General features: G+C 65.8%; 19 protein-coding genes and 3 tRNA genes. 6 read left to right on the top strand and 16 right to left on the bottom strand.

The window, feature by feature from the left end:
• Positions 1-44 precede the first annotated feature (44 nt).
• The 4 genes from AXYL_RS08940 to AXYL_RS08925 form a co-directional block, all read right to left on the bottom strand.
• On the bottom strand, positions 45-833 hold the full coding sequence (locus AXYL_RS08940) for a 1,6-dihydroxycyclohexa-2,4-diene-1-carboxylate dehydrogenase (RefSeq protein ID WP_013392470.1): 789 nt from the start codon (positions 831-833) through the stop codon (positions 45-47).
• Positions 834-855: 22 nt separating this feature from the next.
• Complete coding sequence (locus tag AXYL_RS08935; RefSeq protein ID WP_049797780.1) at positions 856-2,202, bottom strand: MFS transporter; 1,347 nt, start codon at positions 2,200-2,202, stop codon at positions 856-858.
• A 105-nt stretch (positions 2,203-2,307) separates the two neighbouring features.
• On the bottom strand, positions 2,308-3,222 hold the full coding sequence (locus AXYL_RS08930; RefSeq protein ID WP_013392468.1) for a dioxygenase: 915 nt from the start codon (positions 3,220-3,222) through the stop codon (positions 2,308-2,310).
• Positions 3,223-3,264: 42 nt separating this feature from the next.
• A complete protein-coding gene (locus tag AXYL_RS08925; protein ID WP_013392467.1) occupies positions 3,265-4,491 on the bottom strand; it encodes a muconate cycloisomerase family protein in 1,227 nt (408 codons plus the stop codon).
• Positions 4,492-4,646: 155 nt separating this feature from the next.
• Here AXYL_RS08925 and cynR point away from each other — a divergent pair, with 155 nt between their 5' ends.
• Positions 4,647-5,558, top strand: coding sequence for a transcriptional regulator CynR (cynR, locus tag AXYL_RS08920; RefSeq protein WP_013392466.1), 912 nt, complete (start codon positions 4,647-4,649; stop codon positions 5,556-5,558).
• 98 nt (positions 5,559-5,656) lie between these two features.
• On the opposite strand, the gene typA is transcribed toward cynR, so the two are convergent.
• The 8 genes from typA to scpB all read right to left on the bottom strand — a co-directional run bounded on the left by typA (position 5,657) and on the right by scpB (position 17,380).
• On the bottom strand, positions 5,657-7,480 hold the full coding sequence (gene typA, locus AXYL_RS08915) for a translational GTPase TypA (protein WP_013392465.1): 1,824 nt from the start codon (positions 7,478-7,480) through the stop codon (positions 5,657-5,659).
• Positions 7,477-8,229, bottom strand: a complete 753-nt coding sequence (gene truB / locus AXYL_RS08910) for a tRNA pseudouridine(55) synthase TruB (RefSeq protein ID WP_013392464.1) — start codon at positions 8,227-8,229, stop codon at positions 7,477-7,479. Before truB ends, typA begins: the two co-directional genes overlap by 4 nt.
• A 37-nt stretch (positions 8,230-8,266) precedes the next feature.
• Entirely contained in the window at positions 8,267-8,668 is a 402-nt protein-coding gene (gene rbfA / locus AXYL_RS08905) for a 30S ribosome-binding factor RbfA (protein ID WP_006388333.1), read from the bottom strand.
• 24 nt (positions 8,669-8,692) lie between these two features.
• Positions 8,693-11,740, bottom strand: coding sequence for a translation initiation factor IF-2 (infB, locus tag AXYL_RS08900; protein ID WP_013392463.1), 3,048 nt, complete (start codon positions 11,738-11,740; stop codon positions 8,693-8,695).
• A gap of 91 nt (positions 11,741-11,831) precedes the next feature.
• Complete coding sequence (gene nusA / locus AXYL_RS08895) at positions 11,832-13,310, bottom strand: transcription termination factor NusA (protein WP_013392462.1); 1,479 nt, start codon at positions 13,308-13,310, stop codon at positions 11,832-11,834.
• Positions 13,307-13,810 carry a ribosome maturation factor RimP gene (gene rimP / locus AXYL_RS08890; RefSeq protein WP_041652908.1) on the bottom strand — a complete coding sequence of 168 codons (504 nt, stop codon included), beginning with the start codon at positions 13,808-13,810 and terminating at the stop codon, positions 13,307-13,309. The genes nusA and rimP overlap by 4 nt, the downstream gene beginning before the upstream one ends.
• 466 nt (positions 13,811-14,276) lie before the next feature.
• The gene (gene rluB / locus AXYL_RS08885; RefSeq protein ID WP_013392460.1) at positions 14,277-16,091 is read right to left on the bottom strand and encodes a 23S rRNA pseudouridine(2605) synthase RluB; all 1,815 of its coding nucleotides are present in this window, start codon (positions 16,089-16,091) and stop codon (positions 14,277-14,279) included.
• A gap of 35 nt (positions 16,092-16,126) precedes the next feature.
• Positions 16,127-17,380 (bottom strand): SMC-Scp complex subunit ScpB, encoded by a 1,254-nt coding sequence (scpB, locus tag AXYL_RS08880; RefSeq protein WP_013392459.1) that lies wholly within the window; start codon positions 17,378-17,380, stop codon positions 16,127-16,129.
• A gap of 62 nt (positions 17,381-17,442) precedes the next feature.
• Between scpB and AXYL_RS08875 the strand changes: the two genes are divergently transcribed.
• Positions 17,443-17,519, top strand: a tRNA-Met gene (locus AXYL_RS08875).
• Positions 17,520-18,172: 653 nt separating this feature from the next.
• Here AXYL_RS08875 and AXYL_RS08870 read toward each other — a convergent pair.
• The 3 genes from AXYL_RS08870 to AXYL_RS08860 all read right to left on the bottom strand — a co-directional run bounded on the left by AXYL_RS08870 (position 18,173) and on the right by AXYL_RS08860 (position 20,340).
• Entirely contained in the window at positions 18,173-19,078 is a 906-nt protein-coding gene (locus tag AXYL_RS08870) for a LysR family transcriptional regulator (RefSeq protein ID WP_013392458.1), read from the bottom strand.
• A gap of 112 nt (positions 19,079-19,190) precedes the next feature.
• Positions 19,191-20,189 carry a CobW family GTP-binding protein gene (locus AXYL_RS08865; protein WP_013392457.1) on the bottom strand — a complete coding sequence of 333 codons (999 nt, stop codon included), beginning with the start codon at positions 20,187-20,189 and terminating at the stop codon, positions 19,191-19,193.
• A gap of 75 nt (positions 20,190-20,264) precedes the next feature.
• Positions 20,265-20,340: transfer RNA gene (locus tag AXYL_RS08860), tRNA-Asn, on the bottom strand.
• Positions 20,341-20,554: 214 nt separating this feature from the next.
• Between AXYL_RS08860 and AXYL_RS08855 the strand changes: the two genes are divergently transcribed.
• The 4 genes from AXYL_RS08855 to AXYL_RS08840 all read left to right on the top strand — a co-directional run bounded on the left by AXYL_RS08855 (position 20,555) and on the right by AXYL_RS08840 (position 24,253).
• Positions 20,555-20,630: transfer RNA gene (locus AXYL_RS08855), tRNA-Thr, on the top strand.
• 131 nt (positions 20,631-20,761) lie between these two features.
• Positions 20,762-21,421 (top strand): response regulator, encoded by a 660-nt coding sequence (locus tag AXYL_RS08850; RefSeq protein ID WP_013392456.1) that lies wholly within the window; start codon positions 20,762-20,764, stop codon positions 21,419-21,421.
• A complete protein-coding gene (locus AXYL_RS08845; RefSeq protein ID WP_013392455.1) occupies positions 21,418-22,746 on the top strand; it encodes an ATP-binding protein in 1,329 nt (442 codons plus the stop codon). Before AXYL_RS08850 ends, AXYL_RS08845 begins: the two co-directional genes overlap by 4 nt.
• Before the next feature lie 64 nt (positions 22,747-22,810).
• A complete protein-coding gene (locus AXYL_RS08840; protein ID WP_013392454.1) occupies positions 22,811-24,253 on the top strand; it encodes a DegQ family serine endoprotease in 1,443 nt (480 codons plus the stop codon).
• 23 nt (positions 24,254-24,276) lie between these two features.
• Here the strand turns inward: AXYL_RS08840 and maiA are convergent, their stop codons facing one another.
• Positions 24,277-24,921 carry a maleylacetoacetate isomerase gene (gene maiA / locus AXYL_RS08835; RefSeq protein WP_013392453.1) on the bottom strand — a complete coding sequence of 215 codons (645 nt, stop codon included), beginning with the start codon at positions 24,919-24,921 and terminating at the stop codon, positions 24,277-24,279.
• Between the last annotated feature and the right edge of the window lie 17 nt (positions 24,922-24,938).

Here is a 24,938-nt window from a genome sequence, read left to right as displayed (position 1 = left end):
ACCTGCGCCAACTGGCTGAACCGGCCCCTGGCGGCTCGGCCCATTCAGCCTATGTCACCGCCCGCCACATACATGATCTGCCCGGTGATATAGGACGCCTCGGGCGCGGCCATGAAGCAGATCGCCGCTGCCACCTCTTCGGCCTGGCCCAGGCGGTCCTGCGGCGTGTCGCGCAGGCAGGAGGCATACATCTCGCCCACCCAGGCGGTCTCCTGCGCGGAGGGCGTCTCATGATGGCGCGGGATGGCGCGCACGCCGTTGTCCAGCGCGCCCGGCGACACGCAATTGACGCGCACGCCGGACTTCGCCAGCTCCAGCGCCATGCAGACGGTGGCCGCGTGCACGCCACCCTTGGAGGCCGAGTAGGGCACGCGGTAGATGCCGCGCGTGGCGTTCGACCCCACGTTGACGATGGCGCCCGCGCCCTGCGCCCGCATCACCGGTATGACTTCGCGGCAGGACCAGAGCGTGGGCCACAGCGACCGGTTGACCTCGCGCTGCATCTGCTCGGGCGAATACTCCCAGAACGGCCGGGTCCAGATCGTGCCGCCCACGTTGTGCACCGACACGTCGATGCGGCCATTGATTGCCAGCGCGGCCCGCACCATGGACTGCGCGCCCGCATGGGTTTCCAGATCGGCCTGCGCAAAGCTGGCGCGTCCGCCCGCGGCCCGGATTTCCTCGGCCACGGCGGCGCCCTGCTCCTCGGCCCGGTCCACCACGACCACGTGCGCGCCTTCGGCCGCCAGGCGCCGGGCCGTTGCCCGGCCCACGCCCTGGGCCGCGCCGGTGACCAGGGCCACCTGGCCCTCGAAACGTAGATGTGTGTTCATGCTTGTGTCGTCCTTTGCCGTATCAATGCGCCGCGGACAGCGCGCCCTCGGGCCGCGCATGCTTGAGCTTGAGGCTCAATACCGCCAGCGCCGCGACCGCCAGGGGGATGGCCAGCGCGATGAAAAATCCCGAAGGCCCGCCCCAGGCCAGGAAGCTGCCGCCGATGGCCGAACCTGCGATAGCTCCCGCGCGCCCCATGCCGATGGCCCAGCCGGTGGCGGTGGCGCGCAAGGCGGTGGGGTAAGCGCCCACGACCAGGTAATTCAGCGCGATCTGCTGTCCGCCTATGCCGAAGCCGGCGGCGCCGACCAGGATGAAGACCAGCGTCCAGTTGTCGCCGGCTTGACTCAGGCCGACGGCCACCGCGATGCCCAGCGCGAACATGCCGCCCAGCAGCCGCCGGGTGTTGAGGCGCGGCAGCATGAAGGACAGCGGGATCGCGCAGATGATGAAGACGGCATTGACGATGACCGTCCCCATGGGCGCCTGCTCTGCCGGCAGGCCCGCAGCCTTGAGCACCGTGGGCAGCCACGACAGCAGCATGAACCACGCGACCCAGTTCAACAGGTACACCGCCCAGATCGCCACGGTCTTGGCGCCGTGGCCGTCCGCGAACAGCGCGCCCACGCCGGCCCGCGCGACGGATTCCTCCGGCACGGTGAACTGCGTGTCCGCTCCCAGCTTGCGGCTCGATATCGTCGAGAGAATCCGCGCGATGTAGCGCTGGCTTTCCGGATCGCGGCGCGTGGCCTTGAAGTACAGCGACTCGGGCAGCATCAGGGCGGCGATGGCCAGCAGCGCCAGCGGCGCCAGGCCGCCCACCACGAAGATTCCTTCCCAGCCGATGACGGGCAGCATGCGCGCCGCCAGCAGGCCGCCCAGCATGGCGCCCGCCGGCAGGCCCAGCAGCACGCCGGTCATGATGGCGCCGCGTAAGCGAGCCGGGCCGTACTCGGCGGCCAGCGCCAGCAGCACCGGCGTGCAGCCGCCCATGCCCAGGCCGGCGATGAAGCGCAGCACCAGGATGTGGCTGGTGTCGGTAGCCCAGGCCGTGGCCAGCGTGGACAGGCCAAACAGGGCCAGGCCCAGCATGATGGCGGGACGACGGCCGATGCGGTCGCCGATCAGGCCCAGGGTCATCGCGCCCACCGTCATGCCGACGATGCCGGCGGTCAGGATGGGCGCCAGCGCGCCTGCCTTCAGATCGAAGGCGGCCAGGATCGCGGGCCCGGTGAAGGCGATCGCCTGGGTGTCGAAGCCGTCGAACAGCGCGATCAGAAAGCACAGGATCAGCACGCGCCATTGAAAGGCGCCCAGGCGTTCCTGGTCGATCAGCGTGGGGATCGACCAGCTGTTGGTAGCGGTCATGATGTTTGTCTCCATGGCGCGGCCGGACCCGGCCTCGCGCCTGCGGGATTGTTCTGTGTGGTGTCGGGGACGGCGGCGCCGCGGCGGGCGCCGCCGGGGGGACGCTTAAGCGGTGGCGCGGTCCATGCGGGCTTGCGGGCGGGCCTCGTCGGCGTCCAGCGCCGGCTGCAGCACAAAGTCGAAACAGACTCGCGTGAACGGCGCGTTCACGCCCAAGCTCTCATAGCCCGCGGGCGGCGTGCCCGGCTGCAGTTCGACCACCAGGCCGTCACGCGTGGCGAAGGCGAAGTCGTCGTCCAGGAAGGTGTCGCCCGGGATGTTGACCTGCGTGGTCAAGGTGCGCTGGCCTTCGGCGGCGACCAGGAAGTGGATATGGGCCGGCCGGTTGCCATGGCGGCCCAATGCCTCGAACAGTTCGGACGTGGGGCTGTTCGGCGGAATCGCGTAGCCCGGCGGAATGAAGCTGCGGAAGCGGTAGCGGCCCTGCGCGTCGGTCTTGATCTTGCGGCGCAGGTGGTAGTCCGCCTGGTCCGGATCGAAATGCGAATAGCGCCCCAGCTCGTTGGCGTGCCAGACGTCGACGAGCGCGCCGGCGACAGGCTGGCCGTCCACGTCGCGCACCTGCCCTTCCATCACCAGTACGGTCCCCGGCACGGGATCTTCGTCCAATCGCGCTTCGCTGTCGGACAGCGGGGCGCCCGCAATGTAGAGCGGTCCCTCGATGGCGCGCGGCGTGCCGGCGGCGCGGCCGGCGGCCTCGTCGGCCTCTTCCTCGCGGATATCGATCAGCCGGTCAAAGCCCAGGCCCGCGGTGATCAATCCCATCTGGCCGCTGGCGCCCAGGCGCGCGAGCCAATCCACGCCCGCCCAGAACTCGTCGGGCTTGATGTCGAGATCGTCGATCGCGCGGAACAGGTCCGACACGATGCGCTGCGAAATCTGCCGGACCCGGTCGTTGCCGGGATTGACCTGGGAACTGTTGACCAGGTCCAGTAGTTGTTGCTGGGTAAATTCAGCCATGATGCGTCTCCTGCTTTTTGGAATGATCGGGAAAATGGTGGGTCAGGTCGCGGCAGCCTCGCCACGGCGGCCGAAGTCGACCGTGACGGACGTCAGGCCTGCCCTGGCGCGGTCGAAACGATCCAGCCGCTTCTCATCCACGACGACGCCGAAGCCGGGGCCGTCGGGCAATTGCAATGCAAAGTCGCGCACGGCCATGGGCTGCTCGACGATGTCGTCGACCAGCAGCTGCGGGCCGAACAGTTCGCAACCGTGATGCTGGTCAGACAGCGTGGCAAACACGTGCGCGGACGCCGCGCTGCCCAGCGAGGTCTCCAGCATGGTGCCGCCGTACCAGCCTATGCCGGCGGCTTGCGCCACGGCCGCGACTTCGCGCGTGCGCAGCAGGCCGCCGTGCTTGGCGACCTTCAGGGAAAACACATGGCATGCGCGCTGCGAGGCCAGCATGAAGGCGTCCTGCGCGGAGCACACGGTCTCATCCGCCATGATCAGCGCGGCTGAATCCAGCGACTGCGTCGCCTCGCGCAGCGCCTGCATGTCCCACTTCGCCACGGGCTGTTCGATCAAGGTCACGCCGGCCTGCACCAACTGCGGCAGATAGCGGCGCGCGGTGTTGCCGTCCCAGGCCTGGTTGACGTCCACCGTCATCTCGGCGCGGCCGTCCAGGCCGCGCGCGATGCGCGCCACGTGGGCCACGTCGTCGGCCGGACTGCGTGCGCCGATCTTTAGCTTGAAGAGGCGGTGGCGGCGCGCCTGCATCATCTGCTCGGCCTCTTCCAGGTCGCGCTGCGAATCGCCGCTGGCGAGCGTCCAGGCCAGCGGCAGGCGTTCGATGCGCTTGCCGCCCAGCAATTGCCAGGCCGGCACGCCCAGGCTGCGCGCCACCGCGTCGATCAGCGCCATCTCAACGGCGCTCTTGGCAAAGGCATTGCCCTTGCAGACGGCATCGAGACGGTTGATGTGTTCGGCGAACCGGCGCGCATCCGCCCCGGCCACTGCAGGAGCGAGGTAGTTCTGGATCGCATGCAGAATGGTTTCGGGCGACTCCTCGTTCCACGACGGCCCGCCTATCGTCGCCGCCTCGCCAAAACCGCAGGCGCCGTTGGCCAGCCAGAGCTGCACGATGACCGGGCTTTGCCGGTTGATGGCGCCGAACGAAAACTTGTGCGGCCGGATCGTCGGGATGTCGACGATCCTCGCGTGGATGCGCTCGATGCGCCAGGAGGCGTCGTCCGGCGTGATCGGAGCCTGGGTCGAAACGGAAGTCATAAAGCCTGAAGCCCTGCGTGAGTGATACAGGCAAGATTAGGGCTCGGCCGGTTTTTCATCCAATGATTTATATTGCACTTATTATTCGATACCATCGAATAATAAATCGCCCATCATTGACCGTCCGTTCCGGCTTTGCACCAGGAGTCCCGCCGATGGAATTGCGCCAGCTACGCTACTTTCTCAGCGTTGCGGAAACCGAGCACCTGACCCGCTCGGCGGACGCCCTGCACGTCACCCAATCCACCCTGTCGCACGGCTTGCGACAGTTGGAGGAAGAGCTGGGCATGCCCCTATTCGACCGTATTGGCAGGGGGTTGCGCCTGTCGCAAGCGGGCCGGGTGCTGCGCGACCATGCCAGCCGGGCCTTGCAGGAAGTCGAAGCCGGGAAAATGGCCCTGGCGGATCTGGCCGGCCTGCAGGCCGGATCCCTCACCATAGGCGTCATCCCCACCTTCCTGACCCATTTCGTGCCGGACGCGGTGGCCGGATTCAGCCTGGCCTTTCCCAAGGTCCAGATCCAGGTGCGAGACCTACGGGCCGGCCCCATCGAGGACCTGCTGGTCAGCGGCCAGCTGGACCTGGGCATTTCCTTCCATCCGGCGCTGCGCGAGGAAATCGAGGCGCAACCGCTGTTCGACGAACGCCTGCAGGTGGTGGTCGGCAAGAACCACCCGCTGGCCGCGCGGCGCAGCCTGCGCATGCGCGACCTGGCGGGCGTGCCGCTGGCGCTGCTGCCGCGCAGCTTCGCCACGCGCCGCATGATAGACGCGGCCTGCGCCCAGGCCGGGCTGGCTCCCGAGGTGCGGGTGGAAATGGAATCGGTGGATGCGCTGATCCACCTGTGCCGGCAAGGCGAACTGGCGACCATCGCCGCCGAGCATGCGGCCGGCGCGGCGGGATCCGAATTGAAGAGCATCGCGCTCACCGACCCGACCACCATCCGCCGCGCGGCCATCCTGTGGCGCAAGGAAGCATCGCGCAGCCGCGCGGCGCAGGAGTTCGCCGCCCGGCTGCTGGACGCGGTGCAGCGCCTGCCAGGCGCGGTGGCAGCCGGCCGCCGCTGACAGGCGCGCGGGTATCGCGGCGCGCAACAAAAAAAAAACGCAGCCCAAGGGCTGCGTTTTTTCCAGACCGATGCGAAGCCGCGCTCCGCGCAAGTCCTTTAGACGGCGGATTCGCGCGCGGCGCGCTTGCGCTCGTTTTCCAGCAGGAAGCGCTTGCGCAGACGGATCGACTTCGGCGTGATTTCCACGAGTTCGTCGTCGTCGATGAATTCCACGGCGTATTCCAGCGACATCTGGATCGGCGGAACCAGGCGCACGGCTTCGTCGGTGCCCGAAGCGCGCACGTTGGTCAGCTGCTTACCCTTGATGGGGTTCACGACCAGGTCGTTGTCACGGCTGTGGATGCCGATGATCATGCCTTCGTACAGCGCATCGCCCGGGCTCACGAACATGCGGCCGCGATCCTGCAGCTTCCACAGCGCGTAGGCCACGGCGTCGCCTTGGTCCTGGCTGATCAGCACGCCGTTGCGGCGCTCGCCGATCGAGCCTTCCTTGATGGGCGCGTATTCGTGGAAGATGTGGCTCATCAGGCCGGTGCCGCGCGTCAGCGTCAGGAATTCGTTCTGGAAGCCGATCAGGCCACGGGCCGGGATCAGGTATTCCAGGCGGGTGCGGCCGCGGCCGTCCGGCTGCATGTCCTGCAGGTCACCCTTGCGGCGGCCCAGTTCTTCCATCACGCCGCCCTGATGGGCGTCTTCGACGTCGACGGTCAGCGATTCAAAGGGTTCGCACTTAACGCCGTCGATGTCCTTGAACACCACGCGCGGACGCGACACGGCCAGCTCGTAGCCTTCGCGACGCATCGTTTCCAGCAGGATGGTCAGGTGCAGTTCACCGCGGCCCGACACTTCGAACACCGTGTCGTCGCCCGTGTCGCGCACGCGCAGCGCCACGTTGGACTTCAGCTCGCGGTCCAGGCGGTCGCGCAGCTGGCGGCTGGTCACGAACTTGCCTTCACGGCCGGCCAGCGGCGAGGTGTTGACCATGAAGTTCATGGTCAGGGTGGGTTCGTCGATGCGCAGCATCGGCAGCGCGTCTTGCGTGGCGGTGTCGGTCACCGTGCAACCAATGCCCAGTTCTTCGATGCCGTTGATCAGCACGATGTCGCCGGCTTCGGCTTCGTCCACGACGATGCGTTCCAGGCCGTGGAACTTCAGCACCTGGTTGATGCGGCCGCGGCCGCCCTGGCCTTCGGGGCCGAACTTGTAGGCCACTTCCATGCCGGGACGCATGCGGCCGCGGTTGATGCGGCCCACGCCGATCTTGCCGACGTAGCTGTTGTAGTCCAGCGAGATGATCTGCATTTGCAGCGGACCATTGGGATCGTCTTCACGCTGCGGCACGTGTTCGAGGATGGCTTCGAACAGCGGACGCATATTGCCTTCGCGCACGTCGGCGGTCAGGCCGGCGTAGCCCGACAGGCCCGAGGCGTAGATCACCGGGAAGTCGAGTTGCTCGTCGGTGGCGCCCAGCTTGTCGAACAGGTCGAACGTGGCGTTGATGACGAAATCGGTGCGGGCGCCCGGACGGTCGACCTTGTTGACCACGACGATGGGCTTCAGGCCCAGGGCCAGCGCCTTGCGGGTCACGAAGATGGTCTGGGGCATGGGGCCTTCAACCGCGTCCACCAGCAGCAGCACGCCGTCGACCATGGACAGCACGCGCTCGACTTCGCCGCCGAAGTCCGCGTGTCCCGGGGTGTCGATGATGTTGATGTGCGTGCCTTCGTATTCGACGGCACAGTTCTTGGCCAGAATCGTAATGCCGCGTTCTTTTTCCAGGTCGTTCGAGTCCATGACCCGTTCGGTCAGCGCCTGGTTTTCGCGGAAGGTGCCGGATTGGCGCAGCAGCTGGTCGACCAGGGTGGTTTTACCGTGGTCCACGTGGGCGATGATGGCGACGTTGCGCAAGGCGCGAGTCATAGCGAGTCCTTTAAGGTCAGGGTGGAGGGCAGCAAGCCCTCCGGCAATTCGTTCAGTGCAAGCAATGCCTGCTTGGGATCTGGCATGGCCTGCAAGGCTTCCAGCGCAACGGCGCGTTCCAGGGAAAAAGGCCCGACGTGCGTGCGCCGCAGCGCCGTCAGGTGGGCGTAACAGCCCAGCACGCGCCCGATGTCCTGGGCCAGTGTCCGGATGTATGTGCCTTTACTGCATGCCACATCGATCTCTGCCTCGGTCCCGTTCAGGGACAGCAGTTCGATGCGGTGTATCGTGATCTGGCGCGGCGGCCGTTCCAGCTCGATGCCGGCGCGCGCGTACTCGTACAACGGCTTGCCATCGCGCTTGAGCGCGGAATACATGGGCGGAATCTGCTCGATCGTGCCCGAGAATCGTGACAGCGCGTCGCGCAGCGACTGCTCATCCACCGTAAACCCGGGCTCGGCGGTGGACACCACATTGCCGGTCAGGTCGCCCGAGTCGGTTTCGGAGCCAAATTGCAGCGTAGCGCGATATGCCTTGTCGGCGTTGAGCATCGCGCCGGAAATCTTGGTTGCGCGGCCCATGCAGCACACCAGCAAGCCGGTGGCGAAGGGATCCAGCGTACCCGTGTGGCCGGCTTTCGCCGCGTCCATGGCACGTTTGGCGCGTTGCAGGGCGTGGTTGCTCGACAAACCTACGGGTTTGTCGAGCAACAGCACACCGTCGAGCGTAAGCCCGCGTCGTTTAGCCATCGTCGGAATCCGGTTTAAAGCAGTGACGACAGCCCGATCAGGACTGGTCTTCAGGTTCGTCGGGCACGCCCGAGTGCGGGCCGGGCCGGTTTGCGCGGTCGATCAGAATCGACATCTCGATGCCACGGGCGATCTGCTCGTCGTGGAAGAAGCGCAAAGTGGGGACAGTGTGGATGTGCAGCAGCTTGTACAGCTGGGAATGCAGCCAACCGGCTTTCTCGTTCAGCAAGGCGGTCGCGGCTTCGGGCTCGGCGCCCAGAACCGTGAAATACACCTTTGCGTGCGCGTAGTCGGTCGACAGTTCCACACCGGAGAGCGTGATCAGTCCAGCGCGGGTCGTGTCGATCTCGCGCTGGATGATCCCGGCCAGATCCTTCTGGATCTGGTCGGCCAGCCGCAGATTGCGGCCGGGGATGGCTTTGGACTTGTGACGGCTCATTAGAAAAAATGCCTCGCGGACGCCTTACAGCGTACGCGCGATTTCCTTGATTTCAAAGACTTCCAGCTGGTCGCCCACCTGGATGTCGTTGTTGCCGCGCAGCGTAAGACCGCAGTCGAAGCCAGACTTGACTTCCTTGACGTCGTCCTTGAAGCGGCGCAGCGAATCGAGCTGGCCGGTCCAGTGAACCACGTTGTTGCGCAGCAGGCGGACTTGCGAATCGCGACGCACCAGACCGTCCAGCACCATGCAACCGGCGATATTGCCGATGCGGGAGATGCTGTAGACCTCGCGGATCTCGACCAAGCCGATGACTTCTTCCTTCTTCTCGGGCGCCAACATGCCCGACATGGCTGCCTTCACCTCATCCACGGCGTCGTAGATGATGTTGTAGTAGCGCACGTCGATGCCGTTGTTCTCGGCCAGCTTCTTGGCGCTGGCTTCGGCGCGAACGTTGAAGCCGATGACGACGGCGTTCGAGGCGATGGCCAGGTTGATGTCGCTTTCCGAGATGCCGCCGACGGCAGCGTGCACGACCTGCACGCGCACTTCGTCGGTCGACAGCTTGGTCAGGGACTGCACCAGCGCTTCCTGCGAACCCTGGACGTCGGTCTTCACGATCAGGGCCAGGGTCTGCGTGCCCTCGCCCAGGTTGTCGAACATGGATTCGAGCTTGGCGGCCTGCTGGCGGGCCAGCTTGACGTCGCGGAACTTGCCCTGGCGGAACAGCGCGATTTCGCGCGCCTTGCGCTCATCGGACAGCACCATCAGCTCGTCGCCGGCAGCCGGCACTTCGGTCAGGCCCTGGATTTCCACGGGGATGGACGGACCGGCTTCCTGGATCGGCTTGCCGTTTTCGTCCAGCATGGCGCGCACGCGGCCGAAGCTTGCGCCGGCCAGCACCACGTCGCCGCGCTTGAGCGTGCCGCTCTGCACCAGGATCGTCGCGACCGGGCCGCGGCCCTTGTCGAGACGGGCTTCGATCACCAGACCCTTGGCGGGCGCGTCGACCGGCGCCTTCAGTTCCAGCACTTCGGCCTGCAACAGCAGGTTTTCGAGCAGATCGTCGATGCCTTCGCCGGTCTTGGCCGACACGGACACGAACGGCACGTCGCCGCCGTATTCTTCCGGCACCACTTCCTCGGCAACCAGTTCCTGCTTGACGCGGTCGGGGTTGGCGGAGGGCTTGTCGATCTTGGTCATGGCCACGACCATGGGAACGCCTGCGGCCTTCGCGTGGTGGATGGCTTCGCGGGTCTGCGGCATCACGCCGTCGTCGGCCGCGCAGACCAGGATGACGATGTCGGTGGCCTTGGCGCCGCGGGCACGCATGGCGGTGAACGCCTCGTGGCCCGGGGTATCAAGGAAGGTCACCATGCCGCGTTCGGTCTGAACGTGGTAGGCGCCGATGTGCTGCGTAATGCCGCCAGCTTCGCCCGCGGCGACCTTGGCGCGGCGGATGTAATCCAGCAGCGAGGTCTTGCCGTGGTCGACGTGGCCCATGACGGTCACGACCGGAGCGCGCGACATCTGTTCGGCTTCCGACACGGTGGCGGTTTCGTCCAGGAAGGCTTCCGGATCGTCCAGCTTGGCGGCGATCGCCACGTGGCCCAGTTCCTCGACCACGATCATGGCCGTTTCCTGGTCCAGCACCTGGTTGATGGTGACCATCTGGCCCAGCTTCATCAGTTGCTTGATGACTTCGGCGGCCTTGACGGACATCTTGTGGGCCAGGTCGGCCACGCTGATGGTTTCCGGCACGTGGACTTCACGCGCGATGAATTCCTGCGGCGCCGGCTCGTTGCGGCGATCGTTCTGCTGGTTGCGGCCGCCTCGGCCGCCCTTGCCACCGCCCTTGCCGCCCGCGCGCCAGCCGTCGCGGCTGGCCGGGGCTGCCGGCTTGTCCGCGGGCTTCTTGCGCGAGGCGTCATCGGACCAGGTCGACGCGACTTCAGCGGTCTTGATGGTCTTCTTCGCGCCGGGAGCGGCGGGCTTGGCGTCCTTCTTGGCGCCAGGAGCGGCGCCCGGCTTGCCGGCCGGCTTGTGCAGCGTGCCCGAGATCGGCGCCGCGGCGGCGGGCGCTTCCGGTTCGGGAGCGCGCAGCACCTTGCGCGGACGATTCAGCATCTCGCGCAGCGCGGCGGCTTCGGCCTCGGCCTTGCGGCGGGCCTCATCGCGGGCTGCCGGCGCGGCGGAAGCGGCCAGCGGCGGGCCGGCGCGGCGGTTGTCCGCGCGGTTGCCTACCTTGACGGCGGGCGCGGCGGGCTCGGGCTTCGCGGCGGTTTTGACGGGTTCGGACTTCGCAGCAGGCTGAGCCTGGGCGACAGGCGCGGCGGCCTGGGAGATAGATGGTTCGGACTTATTGGCTAGCACAACGGGTTCCGGCTTGGCTTCTTCAGCCTTGGGCTCGGTGGATTCAGTCTTGACTTCGGGCTTGGCCTGTTCGGCCACGGGCTCGGCAGGAGCAGGCGCCGGCGTCGGTTCGGGTTCAGGCTGGGCCTGGACTTCGGCGGCTTTCGCCTCGACGGGAGCGGGCGCTTCGGCCGCGACGGATTCAACGGGCGCGGGCGCTTCAACCGGCGCGGGCGCTTCTGCAGCAACGGGCTCTTCCGCCTGAACGGGGGCAGCAGCCTCCACCTGGGCGGGAGCGGCCTCGAGAGGGGCGGCCGCGACAGGAGCCTCGGGGACGACGGGCGCCGACACCTGCGGCGCTTCATCGACGGCTGCGTCATCTTCGGCACGCGCGGACGCGGCCTGTTCCAGGGCGATTTCGGAGGGATCACGCTTGACGAACACGCGCTTCTTGCGCACTTCGACCTGGATCGTGCGCGAACGGCCGGTGGCATCCGCCTGGCGGATTTCGGACGTCTGGCGGCGCGTCAGGGTGATCTTCTTGCCTTCGGTCGCGCCGTGGGCGCGACGCAGCGATTCGAGCAATTTCGCCTTGTCGCTGTCGGTGACGGAATCGTCGACCGATTTGAGGTCAACGCCGGCCGAGCGCAGCTGATCCAGCAGCACATTGGCAGGCATTTTCAGCTCGGTAGCGAACTGCGCGACGGTATTACTCGACATTAGGCTCTCTCTTCCCTATATGCAGCTATTACAAACAACGTGAACTCGCGGCGGCGGAAACTCCGTCCGCCGCGGACCCGTGTCCTTTTGGTTATTCTTCGTCGAACCAATGGGCGCGGGCACGCATGATGAGATCGCTGGCTTCCTGTTCGGTCAAACCGGCGATTTCCGCCAGTTCGTCCGTCGCCAATTCGGCCAGATCATCACGCGTATGCACTTGGCGCTCGGCCAGCTTGGCAGCCAGTTCGGGCGTCATGCCTTCGAGTTCAAGCAAGTCCTGCGCGGTCTCAAGGCGCTCTTCCTGGGCGATTGCCTCGGTCAGCAGCGCATTGCGGGCGCGGGCGCGCAACTCATTAATGGTGTCTTCGTCAAAGGCCTCGATTTCCAGCAGTTCCTGCATGGGCACGTAGGCGATTTCCTCGATACCGGTAAAACCTTCGTCGATCAGGATGTCAGCGACTTCCTCGTCGACGTCCAGCTTGCTCATGAACGTGGCGCGCAGGCCCGAACGCTCGACTTCCTGGCGGTTCAGGCTTTCTTCCGGCGTCATGATGTTGATCTGCCAGCCGGTCAGCTCGGAAGCCAGGCGGACGTTCTGACCCTTGGCGCCGATGGCCTTGGGCAGGTTTTCCTCGTCCACCACGACGTCCATCGCGTGCTTGTCTTCGTCGACGACGATGGATTCGACGTTGGCCGGCGCCAGGGCGCCGATCACAAACTGCGCGGGGTCTTCCGACCACAGCACGATATCGACCTGTTCGCCGCCCAGTTCGTTGCGCACGGCGGTAACACGCGAACCGCGCATGCCCACGCAGGTGCCGATCGGGTCGATGCGCTTATCGTATGCCACCACGGCGATCTTCGCACGCACGCCGGCGTCGCGGGCCGCAGCCTTGATCTCAAGCAGGCCCTGCTCGATTTCGGGAACTTCGTTCTCGAACAGCTGGCGGATGAAATCCGGCGCAGTGCGCGACAGGATCACCTGCTGGCCGCGCGCGGCGTGGTCTACGCGCAACACAAAAGCGCGAACCCGGTCGGCCACCCGGAGGTTTTCCTTCGGGATCATTTCGGAGCGCGGCAGGCGCGCTTCGATCTTGCCGGTTTCGACGATGGCGTCGCCCTTGTCCATGCGCTTGATCGTGCCGGACACGATGGATTCGCCACGGTCCAGGAAGTCGTTCAGCACCTGTTCGCGCTCGGCGTCGCGGATCTTCTGCAGAATGGCCTGCTTGGCGGCCTGCGCGCCGATGCGGCCGAACTCGATGGGTTCGAGCGGCTCTTCGATGTACTCGCCTTCCTGGATGCCGGGAACGATTTCCTGCGCATCCGACAGCATTTCCTGCTTGTCGGGTTCTTGCAGGCCAGCTTCGTCAGGCACGACCAGCCAGCGGCGGAAGCCTTCGTGATCGCCCGTGTCCCTATCGATGGCGACACGGATGTCCGCATCATCCTTGAAGCGCTTTTTCATCGCCGAGGCCAGCGCGCTTTCCAGCGCTCCGAACACGACGTCGCGCGTGACGTTCTTTTCACGCGCCAAGGCATCGACCAACAGAAGAATTTCGCGACTCATCGCTTTTTGCCCTTGAAATCCAGAACGGGATCCAGTTTTGCACGTTCGATATCGTCGACCGTGAAATTCAACACCTGGATTTCGTTCTTTTTTGCCTCAAATTCGAGACCGAACACGGTCTTTTGCATTCCAGCAGCCGCGTCGGAGGCTGCGGCGTCGTCTTCGGGCATCGTCAAGATGCCGGCAAAGACCTTGCGGCCGTCCAATGCCTCGCGCAGCTTGATTTCGATGCGCTCGCCTGCGAAACGGCGGAATTCAGCCTCGTTGCGCAGCGGGCGGTCTACGCCCGGCGAACCGACTTCCATCCGCTTGTAGTCGACGTTCTCGACTTCAAACACCCGCGACAATTGGCGGGACACCTGCTCACAGTCTTCGATGCGCACACCGCCGACCCGATCGATCGTGACGCGCAAAAGGCCCAGGGCGGCACGCTCGACGTCCACGAGTTCGACGTCCATGCCGGCCAGAGCCTCTTTGGTCAATGCGAATAAATCAGCCATATACTCAAAAAAAATGGGCTGCACGCCCAGCCCACCGTATTGCACAGAGCCCAGCCGCCACCCTACTGCACGTAAGGAGCAATGCTGGGCAGTGCCCTATATTGCGACCTAAATTTGGCTTGCGCCGCCCCGGTCAGTCCTGACCCGCCGCCCCAACCCGCAATTCGGATCAGGCGGCACCTGGCGCAAAGTCCGATGCCAACTACTGCCTGGCTGCTGCCGCCACCGCTGCATTCGCTACGCTTTTGCCACGAACTTGCCATGCATTTGCGATGCGTTGGCAATGGGTTAGCGCGGGTTTACAGAGGCATTGCGGCCTTACGGCACGCAAAAGGCAACGACACGAAGCCATGAAAACCATTGATTTTACCAGATAAACTGGAAAAACGCCTGATTCGTCACGGGCTTACGACTATGCGGGACATATCCCGCCCGGCGGCGCGGCCAGCGCGCCGCCCGACAGCGATCAGCGACCCTGCCGGCCGCGCCCGCCCATCACGCCCAGGCGGGATTCATGCGCCGACGCGCCGCGCGGCTGCCAGTCATCGCCACGGGGAGCAGAGGAGGCATTACGCGGAGCGCGCGGCTTGCCGCCAGCTCCCGGCCCCTTGTTTCCAGCGGCGCCGCCCGCCTTGTTGCCTGCGGAACCCGTTGCCTTGTTGCCGCCACGACCGCCGCCGGCTGCCGCCGGCTTGCCGCCCCGACCGCCGTTGCCGCGCGCGCCTGCGGGCTTGCCGCCCGCCGGCCTGCGCGCGCCGCCAGCCGGCGCCTCGGCGGCATTGCCGAAGCCAGCATCGGCCGACGCCGCATTGCCAGGCTGCCCACCGGCCGCGGCTGCCCGCGGACCTCGCGGCTTGCCGCCAGACTTGCCAGCGTTGCCGGCGGGCCTGCCGCCCTGCTTGCCACCCGGCTTGCCGCCTGCGGCCGCGGAACGGCCGCCGCCAGGCTTGCCGCCCTTGCGGTTGCCGCCAGCGCCTTCTCCCGACAGGGGATGGCCATTGGCATAACCACCGGCAATCATCAAACCCGTACCAAAGGGATCCGACGGACACGCGGCCGCCTGGCCGGCGCTGCCCAAGCGGCCGCCCTGCAGCTTGCCGCGGCGACCGATGCGGGCACCGTTCAAGCCGTTGCGGTCCATGGTGCCAAAGCCCGGGGGCAGCGCGCTGTCATGCGATTGCGGCTGCTTGGAGCGGCGGCGGTTGCCGCCGGCTTCGTCGTCATCGCGCACCAGGCCCAGCTGGACCATCAACGCCGTGACCAGGGAGGCATCCAGCTCCTCCCAGCGGCCGCGGCGCAGCGTGCGCGGCAGGACCACGTCACCGAAACGGGTGCGGATCAGCCGGCTGACCGTGACGCCCACGGCCTCGAACATGCGGCGGACTTCGCGATTGCGGCCTTCCTGCAGGGTGACCCGATACCAGCGGTTACTGCCGTCACCACCCAGGTAGTCCAGCGCACCGAACGCGGCCAGCCCGTCTTCCAACTCGATGCCATCGACCAGCGACTGGCGCTGGGCCTCGTCCATCTCACCCAGCACGCGGACCGCGTATTCGCGTTCCGTGCCGTAGCGCGGGTGCATGATGCGGTTGGCCATGTCGCCGGACGTCGTGAAGATCAGCAGACCCTCTGTGTTCAGGTCCAGACGCCCCACCGACAGCCATTTGCCCGTGCGCAGCTTGGGCAGGCGGGCAAAGACGCTGGCGCGGCCGCCCGGATCGTCGTGGCTGACGATTTCGCCGGCGGGCTTGTGATACAGGATCACGCGCGGCGGCTTCTTCGTATTCACGCGCATGATGGGCTTGCCATTGACGCGCACTTGATCGTTGGGCGCCACGCGCTGGCCGATATGGGCGGGCTCGCCGTTGACCGACACCCGGCCCGCGACGATCAGTTCTTCCATTTCGCGGCGCGAACCGATGCCGGCGTCAGCCAGCACCTTGTGCAGCTTGGGCATGACCGAATCGCTGTTCAGGTACTTGCCCAGGCGCTGCTCCATGCGGTCAGCAGTTTCCAGGTACGACAACGCCTGCTCGGCCTCCTGCTCCGTGCCGCGCGACTCCTGCGGCTCGGCCTGGACTGCGGTAGCGGCTGCCGGCTGAGCCTCGCCCGCCGGCGCCTGCTCGGCGGCGGCATCGCCGCGGCGGCGGCGGAACGGCGTTCTCAGCTTGCGGCCTCGGCCGCGGGCGCCCGCCTCGCCTTCTGCTGCCGGCTCGCGCGCGGCGGATTCCGGCTGGCCGTTGGAAGCGGCATCATCCGAACGGGGATTGTCGTCCTGCATTGCTGTATTCGTTGTCACTGGGACAGCTCCGAATTTCAAACTTGGGTAGGCCTGCCTGCGGCAGGCTCGTCATCATCTGGGGACGCCGGCTCTCGATCAGCCTCGGGCCGCTCAAAGCCTGCCTCGTCCGATTCCGGGGAGGCGGCATCCGGGCCAGGCCGAACAGGATCGGCAAGACCGGAAGCGGGCTCATGCCCGGCGGCGTCAGGCGCCGCAGTATCGGTCTCGTCAATCGGGTCGGTCGGTTCCGCGTGTTTTGCGTTCTCGACGCTTTCCTTTGCAGCACCGGCTTCTGGGGCATCGGCGGCCATATTGGAAATGTCGTTGTCAGCCGCGTCGTCGGGAAAACCGGACATGGCTGACGTATTGGACAAGCCTTCGGCTTGCTCCCGGACGGTGGATTCGTCAGCGGGATCCGCGCCTTCTTCTGTGCGCGAAAGCACGGATTCTACGCTATCGACGGGAGCTATGGGTACATCCTGTTCCGAAACAGACAATTCCGCAACCGGAATACTGACCTCGGACTCCCCGTCCTCGCCCGCCACGGCGAGCTCGCCTTCGGAGCGCGCGCCCATTTCGACGCCATCCTCGCCCGCGGAATCTGCGTCGCCCGCGGCATCCGCCGCAACCTCGGCCACGCCCTCAGGCTGCTGGCCGGCGGCTTCCTCGCGGTCGCCAGGCACATCGCCTTCGGCCGCAGCCTCTTCCCCACCCAGCACCTGCTGCACTTCGCCCAGATCCAGCCCGGCGAGCGCCGCGGCCGCCTGCGCGGACTCGAGCGCAGGCAATTCGTCCAGGGCACGCAGGCCCAGATCATCCAGAAACTGGCGCGTGGTGCCGAACAACGCCGGGCGGCCCGGCGCGTCGCGGTGGCCGATGACCTCGATCCACCCCCGATCCTCGAGCGCTTTCACGATCTGGGAAGACACGGTGACACCGCGGATATCCTCGATGTCGCCCCGCGTCACCGGCTGGCGCCAGGCCACGATGGCCAGCGTTTCCATCACGGCGCGCGAGTACTTCGGCGGTTTTTCCGGATTGAGGCGCTCAAGGTAGCGCTGCATGCGCGGGCGGCTCTGAAAGCGCCACCCGGTGGCCAATTGCACCAACTCCAGGCCGCCGTCAGCCCAATTGGCCTGCAGCGTTTCCAGCAACGCGCGCAACGCGCTGTTGTCGAATTGTTCATCGTCCCCGAACAGCTTGCGCATATCGGACAGGTGCATCGGCTGCGCCGCGCAAAGCAGCGCGGTTTCCAACACGAGTATTGCCTCGCTATCGTTCATCGACATTCAAATTCAAAAAGGGCTAACTTGCGCTAGGTTGAAAATAAGGCTACTATTCATTTCTCAGACGCGGGGTGGAGCAGTCTGGCAGCTCGTCGGGCTCATAACCCGAAGGTCGTAGGTTCAAATCCTGCCCCCGCAACCAAATTGATTCAGGCCTGGCGCACGCGCCGGGCCTTTTTCATTTGCGGCGCCGGAAAAAATCCACAAGTACGGCAAACCAGCCAACGCACGCAACCCCGGCACGCCGGCACGCGCACCCGCCGCCGGACCGGCAGCCTCGGCGGCTCGCCAGCAACAGACAGCATTGGTTTGCGAAATTTTCACTGGATTCCTGTGTTTACCGCCATGCGCCCCGGATATGCGTACCCCGGACATGTGCCGAAACGACCGCGCCAATCGGGATTGGGCGGAATGCCTGCCGTGACCCGCACGGCAAACACTCAAGCAAATTCTGGAAAAGCCGGCAGAAATCGCCGGCCAGCCCGCAGAGCACGCCAGCAACCCGGCGCCGTCTTCCTGCGGCAATCGATATCAAGGACCTGAATCATCGAGGCTCGGGCTGCGCGGACTGGCCGCAGCATTCCATAAACCCGATAAGCTTCCCCTGGCGCATGCGGAAACGGGTTCCGCGATGCCGCAGCCCACCTGAGCTGCAACCACGATTCTTGGATGTTTTATAAAACTACACGCTGACAGGCATAAGCCCATCGCGCCTAGCATGTTCAAGCAGTTGTTCGATTATACCGCCATATACCCCACCCTCAAGCCCGAGCGACGCCGAACGCGGCGCGAAAACTACGGTGCAGGCTTGTCCCATGGCGTGGATTCCAGGCGACCCACCAGAAAATCCAGCATGGACCGCAAGATCAGCGGCATCTGGCGGCGCGAGACGTAAACCCCGTAAATGCCCAGCTCCTGAGGCTTGCTTTGGGTCAGGATGGCCCGCAAGCGGCCCGAGGCAATGTCGTCCGCGGCGTAGTAAGTCGGCAGCATGGCAATGCCCGCCCCTTCCAGCGCCGCGCGCGACAGCACCGACACCTCATTCGCGCTGATGTTGCCGCTGACGGGCACATCCACCGGTTCGCCGTCGCGCTCGAAGCGCCACAGGCTTTTGCCGAAGTAGGAGTGAGTCAGGCAATTGCGCAAGGACAGGTCCTCGATACGGGCCGGCACGCCTTCGCGCTGCAGATACTCGGGCGAGGCGCACACCACCGAACGGCAGACAGCAAGCTTGCGGGCGATCAGATTGGGATCCAGATCATTGGTGATGCGCACGGCCAGGTCCACGCGCTCTTCCACCAGATTGACGGCGCGATCCACCAGCATCAGATCGACCGAAGTGCCCGGATGCAGCTTGACGTAATCGGTGATGGCGCTGGCCAGATGCCGGGAGCCGAACGACATGCTGGTGGTGATGCGCAGCAGGCCCCGCGGCGTGTCGTCCGGAGTCGATACGGCATTGCGCAGATCCCCCACCATGTCCAGCATCTGCCGGCAGCGCGGCAGCGTTTCAGCGCCGGCGGGCGTCAGGCTCAGGCGCCGTGTCGTGCGATGCAACAAGCGCACTCCCACCCACTGCTCCATTTCCGCCAGATAGCGCGACACCATGGCGCGCGACATATCCAGATGAATCGCCGCCGCCGACAGGCTACCCCTGTCAGCGACCTCCACGAACACCTGCATGGCTTTCAAACGATCCATGATTGTCTCGATTCTTGCACCAGACCGCTCCGGTTATACCGTATTTCGGTGCAACGCCGACATCAAAATCAAGACCACCATCCGGAAGGCCCAGACCGTCAGCCACGGACAATCAAAGGATGGATTGCCCAAGCGCGGCACCCAGAGCAGCGCGAACCTCCGCCACCTCAGGCCCTCGCAAGATGCAGACCAGCCGCGACACCTGCTCGCCGTCCGGCCATTGATCGAGTTGATTCACCGGATAGAGCTCGCCATGCACGCCATGCACCTCGCACGGCAGCATCTCGCCCTCGAAACATACCAAGCCCTTCATACGCAGCAAGCCCTGCCCGTAGCGCTCCAGGATCCGCGACATGCCGGCCAGAAACGCCGCCCGCCCGACGGGAACAGCCAAAACGAGGGAGAAACTGCCCACGCCTCCGTGGCGGGCCACCCGAGGCTGGGCAAATGGCCGCAGCCAACCCGCCAGGGCAGCGCCATCGCGCCTGGCCTGCCTATCCAGCCCCAGGCACAGCGCATCGGCAAGCGGCGCATCGGGCCATTGGACGCAACGTTGCGCACCCGGATTGATGTCGGCGACCGCCTGCCCCAGGCGGTCCAGGCTCGCCTCGTCCGACAGGTCCGGCTTGCTGAACACCACGACATCCGCCAAGGCCAGCTGCCGCGGCGCCTCGGGTTGCCGCTCCAATTGATCCAGGCCGTTGCGCGCATCCACCAGGACGATCGCTCCCCGGTACGCATAGCGCTCGGCCAGGAAGCGGTCGTGCCTGAGGGTGAACAGGATGGGCGCAGGATCGGCCAGCCCGCTGGTTTCGATGAGCACGCGGCGAAAGGGTTTGATCTTGCGGCTGAGCGCGAGCATGAACAAATCGCGCAAGGCATCGACCACCGCGCCACTGACGACGCAGCACAGGCAGCCGCCCTCGACCAGCACGATGTTGTCGCGGGCCTGCCGCACCAGATGATGATCGACGCCCACTTCGCCGTATTCATTGACGATGACGACGGCATCGGCGTACGCCGGATCCCGCAACAGCCGGTTGAGCAACGACGTCTTGCCGCTGCCCAGAAAACCGGAAATCACCGTCACGCCTATGCGCTTGTCGTCCATGCCCGATCTTCCATGCCAGATCCGATGCAGAAAACCAAAAGGGCCACTCACTTGCGTGAATGGCCCTGAATTCTTTGGCTCCCCGAGCTGGGCTCGAACCAGCGACCTGCGGATTAACAGTCCGTCGCTCTACCGACTGAGCTATCGGGGAACTGCTAAGAAACGAGATTATGAACTAAAAAATCAGACTGTGCAAATCGCCGGATTTTTCCAGTGTTTTGAGCGCGCGGTTTCCCATCGCCAAAAAACTCTGATATGATCTCGGTCTTTCCAGATCGGGCCCCATAAATCAGGGCCACGAGGCAGAAAAAACAAAGATGTTTTGCTTGCGGTTCCAGCATCACCGGAACGAAGCAAATGGTCTTGCCGGCATAGCTCAGTTGGTAGAGCAGCGCATTCGTAATGCGAAGGTCGTAGGTTCGACTCCTATTGCCGGCACCAGATTTCAAGAAGCAGCCCTCTCGGGCTGCTTTTTTCATTTCCGCACCCGTTCCGCGCCGCCGCCCCTCGCCCGGGAACTCCCGCCCGCCACCGCGCATCCAACCTGCTGGACCATCCTGGCGGACACGACCATGCGCATCCTTCTTGTTGAAGACGATCTCATGATAGGCGAGAGCGTGCTGGACTTCCTGCGCGCCGAACACTACGCCGTCGACTGGGTCAAGGACGGCAATGCGGCGGAACTCGCGCTGCGCACCGACACCTACGACCTCATACTGCTGGACCTGGGCCTGCCCAAGCGCGACGGCCTGTCGCTGTTGCGCGACCTGCGCGCGCGCAAGGACCGCACGCCGGTGCTGATCGCCACCGCCCGCGACGCCGTGAGCGACCGCATCGCGGGCCTGGACGCCGGCGCCGACGACTACGTGGTCAAGCCCTACGACGTGGACGAGCTGCTGGCCCGCATGCGCGCCCTGATCCGGCGCAGCGCCGGCCGCGCCGAGCCGGTATTCGAACACGAGGGCATCACCATAGACCCCCAGTCGCACGCCGCCATGGTCGACGGCACCCCCGTGACGCTGACCGCGCGCGAATGGGCCGTGCTCGAACCGCTGATCGCGCGTCCCGGCATGATCTTCTCCCGCGCCCAGCTGGAAGAAAAGCTGTATAGCTGGAAAGAGAGCATCAGCAGCAACGCGGTTGAGGTTTATATTCATGGCCTGCGCAAGAAGCTGGGTCCGAACCTGATCCAGAACGTCAGAGGCGTCGGCTATGTCATCCCCAAAACATGAGCATTCCGCTTAGCTACTCACTGAGAGCCAGGCTGCTTTTTTTCCTGTTGGCCGCCATCGTGGTCGGCGCGCTGGTGCAAGGCGCCATCGCCTACCGCAGCACCTTGGCGCAAGCCGACGACATCTTCGATTCGCTGCTGCAGCGCACCGCCCTGTCGCTGGGGACCGGCGACGGGCTGCTCAGCACAGGCCCGACGCACGCGCGCGGCGCGGGCTCTCCCGTCGCCGACGACTTGATCATCCAGATCTGGACGCCCGACGGCCTGCGCGTCTTCAATTCCCGCTCGCGCCGCCCACTGCCAGACCAGATCGTGCTCGGCTTCTCCGATGCGAAAATGGAGGGCAGCACCTACCGCGTATATTCGCTGGCCACGCCCTTCCAGGTCATCCAGGTGGCGCAGGACATGGGCGTGCGCACCAGCATGGCGCGCGCGCTGGCGCTACGCACCATTGCCCCCATCGCCGCCGCGGCGCCCCTGCTGATGCTGATCGTCTGGTGCGTGGTGAGCTGGTCGCTGCGCCCCGTGAAGCGCGCGCGCGCCCAGGTCGCGGCGCGGCAGCCCGAGGACCTCTCCCCCGTCAGCGTGCAAGGCTTGCCCGACGAGATCCGGCCGCTGGTCCAGGAACTGAACCTGCTCCTGGAACGCATGCGCGGCGCCTTCGCGCAGCAGAAGCAATTCGTGGGCGATGCAGCGCATGAGCTGCGTTCACCGCTGACCGCGCTGCGGCTGCAACTACAGGCGCTGCAACGCGCGGGCGACGCGGAGACGCGCAAGCTGGCCGAGCAGCGCCTGGCTGCCGGCATCGACCGCGCCACGCGCCTGGTGGAACAGTTGTTGTCGATGGCGCGCCATGAAAGCGCGGCAGAACAGACGCCTCCTGAAGCCGTGGACCTGGCCGACGTGTTGCGCCAGGCGCTCTCCGAGATGCTGCCCCAGGCCAACGCCAAGACGATCAGCATCGACCTGGACGGCGCGCCACAGGCATGGGTGCAAGGACACCGCGATGCGTTGACGCTGCTGGTGCGCAATCTGCTGGACAACGCCATCAAGTACACCCCCGCCGGCAAGCGCGTCCACCTCCACCTGGAACAGGCCGCCCATGAAGTCGCCCTGCTGATCGACGATGAAGGCCCCGGTGTCGCGCCGGAAGAGAGGGAACGCGTGTTCGACCGCTTCTACCGCGTCGAAGGCAATGCGCAGCATGGCAGCGGCCTGGGACTGGCGATCGCGCGCAGCATCGCCAACCAGCACGGCGCGGCGATAACGCTGCAGGACACGCCGGCCGGCCAGGGCCTGCGCGTGAAGGTGGCTTTCCCGACTTAAGACTCGCCTAAGTGTCAGGCCCGAAGATAGCGCCATGTCCTTCAACATGAACGCAGGAGCCGACATGAAGACCACCCAAATGAAACCCTCGCGCCTGGTGCTGGCGCTGCTGGCAGCCGGCGCCATAGGCGGCGCGGGCGCAACCGCCTTCACCGGCGGCGTTTCGATGGCGGCCAACGCGCCGGCCATTACCTCCTCCCTCCAGGCGCCCGGCATGTCCAGCCCGCCCAACTTCGCGCAGATCACGCGCGACTTCGGCCCGGCCGTGGTGAACATCAGCGTCAGCGGCACCCGCAAGGTTTCCGCCGACGAAGGCGATCCCTTTGCCCAGTTCTTCGGCCAGATTCCCGGCGCGCGCGGCCAAAGGCCTTCGCGCGAAGTGCCGATGCGCGGCGAAGGCTCCGGCTTCATCGTCAGCGCCGACGGCACCATCCTGACCAATGCGCACGTAGTCCAGGACGCCAAGGAAGTCACGGTCAAGCTGACCGACCGCCGCGAGTACAAGGCCAAGGTGCTGGGCTCGGATCCGCAGACCGACGTGGCCGTCCTCAAGATCGACGCCAAGAACCTGCCGGTGGTGAAGGTGGGCGACGTCAACCAGCTGCAGGTAGGCGAATGGGTGCTGGCCATCGGCTCGCCCTACGGCCTCGAAAACACGGCCACCGCCGGCATCGTCAGCGCCAAGGGCCGCTCGCTGCCGGACGACACCTCGGTGCCTTTCATCCAGACGGACGTGGCGGTGAATCCCGGCAACTCGGGCGGCCCGCTGTTCAACGACCGCGGCGAAGTGGTGGGCATCAACTCGCAGATCTACAGCCGCACCGGCGGATTCCAGGGCTTGTCGTTCTCGATTCCGATCGACGTGGCCTACAAGATCAAGGACCAGATCCTGGAGCACGGCAAGGTGCAGCACGCCAGGCTGGGCGTAACGGTGCAGGAAGTGAACCAGGACCTGGCCAACTCTTTCAAGCTGGATACGCCCTCGGGCGCGCTGGTGTCCAGCGTGGAGAAAGGCAGCGCAGCCGACAAGGCCGGCCTGCAGCCCGGCGACGTGGTGCGCAAGATCGACGGCAAGACCATCGTGTCATCAGGCGATCTGGCCTCCACCATCACGCTGGCCACGCCGGGCGAGAAGATCAAGCTGGACGTCTGGCGCAACGGTTCGCAAAAGGAACTGGTCGCCACCCTGGGCGGCATACCCAAGGACAAGACCCAGGCCTCGGCGGGAGAGCAGGAGGTGCAGCGCGGCCAGCTCGGCCTGGCGCTGCGTCCGCTGAGCCCGCAGGAGCAGCAGGCGGCCGGCGCCGAAGGCCTGCTGATCGAACGCTCGATCGGGCCGGCCGCCAAGGCCGGGATCGAACCGGGCGACGTGCTGCTGTCCTTGAACGGGGTGCCCGTGCACAACGTCGCGCAGGTCAAGGAAGCGCTGTCCAAGGCGGGCAAGACGGTCGCCCTGCTGGTACAGCGCGGCGAAGACAAGATCTTCGTGCCGGTGCAGATCGGCTGAGCCGGTCCGCACCCGGTTAGCCGCTACTCCGCGTCGGGCTGCTTGCCCGGCGCGGCCGCATCGAAGGCCGGCAGCGCGCGGCAGGCGGCATCAATACGCACGACGTTGGGCATGGCCGACAGATCGCAGTCGAAACGCTGGGCGTTCGCCACCTGGGGCACCAGGCACAGGTCGGCGATCGTGGGCGTGTCGCCATGGCAGAAACGGCCGGTGGCGGCAGAGCCCGCCAGCTGCGCCTCCAGGGCCTCCAGGCCCTGATGCACCCAGTGCTTGTACCAGGCGGTCTTGGCGGCCTCGTCCACGCCCAGGGTGTGCTTCAGGTACTTCAGCACGCGCAGATTGTTCAAGGGATGCGTGTCGCAGGCGATGCCCAGCGCCAGGTCGCGCACCCGAGCGCGGCCTATCGCGTCCGCCGGCAGCAGCGGCACCTCGGGATGCGTTTCTTCCAGGTATTCAATGATGGCCAGCGACTGGCCGATGACGGCGTCGCCGTCGACCAGCGTGGGCACCAGCGCGGTCGGATTCACCTTGCGGTAATCCGCCGACAGCTGCTGGCCGCCGTCCTTCAGCAGATGCACGGGCAGGTATTCGTAGGGCAGCCCCTTGAGATTCAGGGCGATGCGCACCCGGTACGCGGCCGAGCTGCGAAAGTAGCTGTACAACTGCATGAAGTCTCCTTGATGTT

Origin of the sequence: Achromobacter xylosoxidans A8 (assembly GCF_000165835.1) — a bacterium.
GTDB classification, from domain to species: Bacteria; Pseudomonadota; Gammaproteobacteria; order Burkholderiales; family Burkholderiaceae_B; genus Achromobacter; species Achromobacter xylosoxidans_B.
Note: the sequence above shows the minus strand (reverse complement) of the source record. Positions and strands in the feature narration are given on the sequence as shown.

Bases quoted from the DNA above. Each gene is read 5' to 3' on its own strand.
- AXYL_RS08840 (WP_013392454.1), top strand. From the start codon at position 22,811: ATGAAGACCACCCAAATGAAACCCTCGCGCCTGGTGCTGGCGCTGCTG.
- truB (WP_013392464.1), bottom strand. From the start codon at position 8,229: ATGGCTAAACGACGCGGGCTTACGCTCGACGGTGTGCTGTTGCTCGAC.
- AXYL_RS08845 (WP_013392455.1), top strand. From the start codon at position 21,418: ATGAGCATTCCGCTTAGCTACTCACTGAGAGCCAGGCTGCTTTTTTTC.
- cynR (WP_013392466.1), top strand. From the start codon at position 4,647: ATGGAATTGCGCCAGCTACGCTACTTTCTCAGCGTTGCGGAAACCGAG.
- AXYL_RS08930 (WP_013392468.1), bottom strand. From the start codon at position 3,222: ATGGCTGAATTTACCCAGCAACAACTACTGGACCTGGTCAACAGTTCC.
- rluB (WP_013392460.1), bottom strand. From the start codon at position 16,091: ATGCAGGACGACAATCCCCGTTCGGATGATGCCGCTTCCAACGGCCAG.
- AXYL_RS08870 (WP_013392458.1), bottom strand. From the start codon at position 19,078: ATGGATCGTTTGAAAGCCATGCAGGTGTTCGTGGAGGTCGCTGACAGG.
- infB (WP_013392463.1), bottom strand. From the start codon at position 11,740: ATGTCGAGTAATACCGTCGCGCAGTTCGCTACCGAGCTGAAAATGCCT.
- scpB (WP_013392459.1), bottom strand. From the start codon at position 17,380: ATGTCGATGAACGATAGCGAGGCAATACTCGTGTTGGAAACCGCGCTG.
- AXYL_RS08865 (WP_013392457.1), bottom strand. From the start codon at position 20,189: ATGGACGACAAGCGCATAGGCGTGACGGTGATTTCCGGTTTTCTGGGC.
- AXYL_RS08850 (WP_013392456.1), top strand. From the start codon at position 20,762: ATGCGCATCCTTCTTGTTGAAGACGATCTCATGATAGGCGAGAGCGTG.
- rbfA (WP_006388333.1), bottom strand. From the start codon at position 8,668: ATGAGCCGTCACAAGTCCAAAGCCATCCCCGGCCGCAATCTGCGGCTG.
- AXYL_RS08940 (WP_013392470.1), bottom strand. From the start codon at position 833: ATGAACACACATCTACGTTTCGAGGGCCAGGTGGCCCTGGTCACCGGC.
- rimP (WP_041652908.1), bottom strand. From the start codon at position 13,810: ATGGCTGATTTATTCGCATTGACCAAAGAGGCTCTGGCCGGCATGGAC.
- typA (WP_013392465.1), bottom strand. From the start codon at position 7,480: ATGACTCGCGCCTTGCGCAACGTCGCCATCATCGCCCACGTGGACCAC.
- nusA (WP_013392462.1), bottom strand. From the start codon at position 13,310: ATGAGTCGCGAAATTCTTCTGTTGGTCGATGCCTTGGCGCGTGAAAAG.
- maiA (WP_013392453.1), bottom strand. From the start codon at position 24,921: ATGCAGTTGTACAGCTACTTTCGCAGCTCGGCCGCGTACCGGGTGCGC.
- AXYL_RS08935 (WP_049797780.1), bottom strand. From the start codon at position 2,202: ATGACCGCTACCAACAGCTGGTCGATCCCCACGCTGATCGACCAGGAA.
- AXYL_RS08925 (WP_013392467.1), bottom strand. From the start codon at position 4,491: ATGACTTCCGTTTCGACCCAGGCTCCGATCACGCCGGACGACGCCTCC.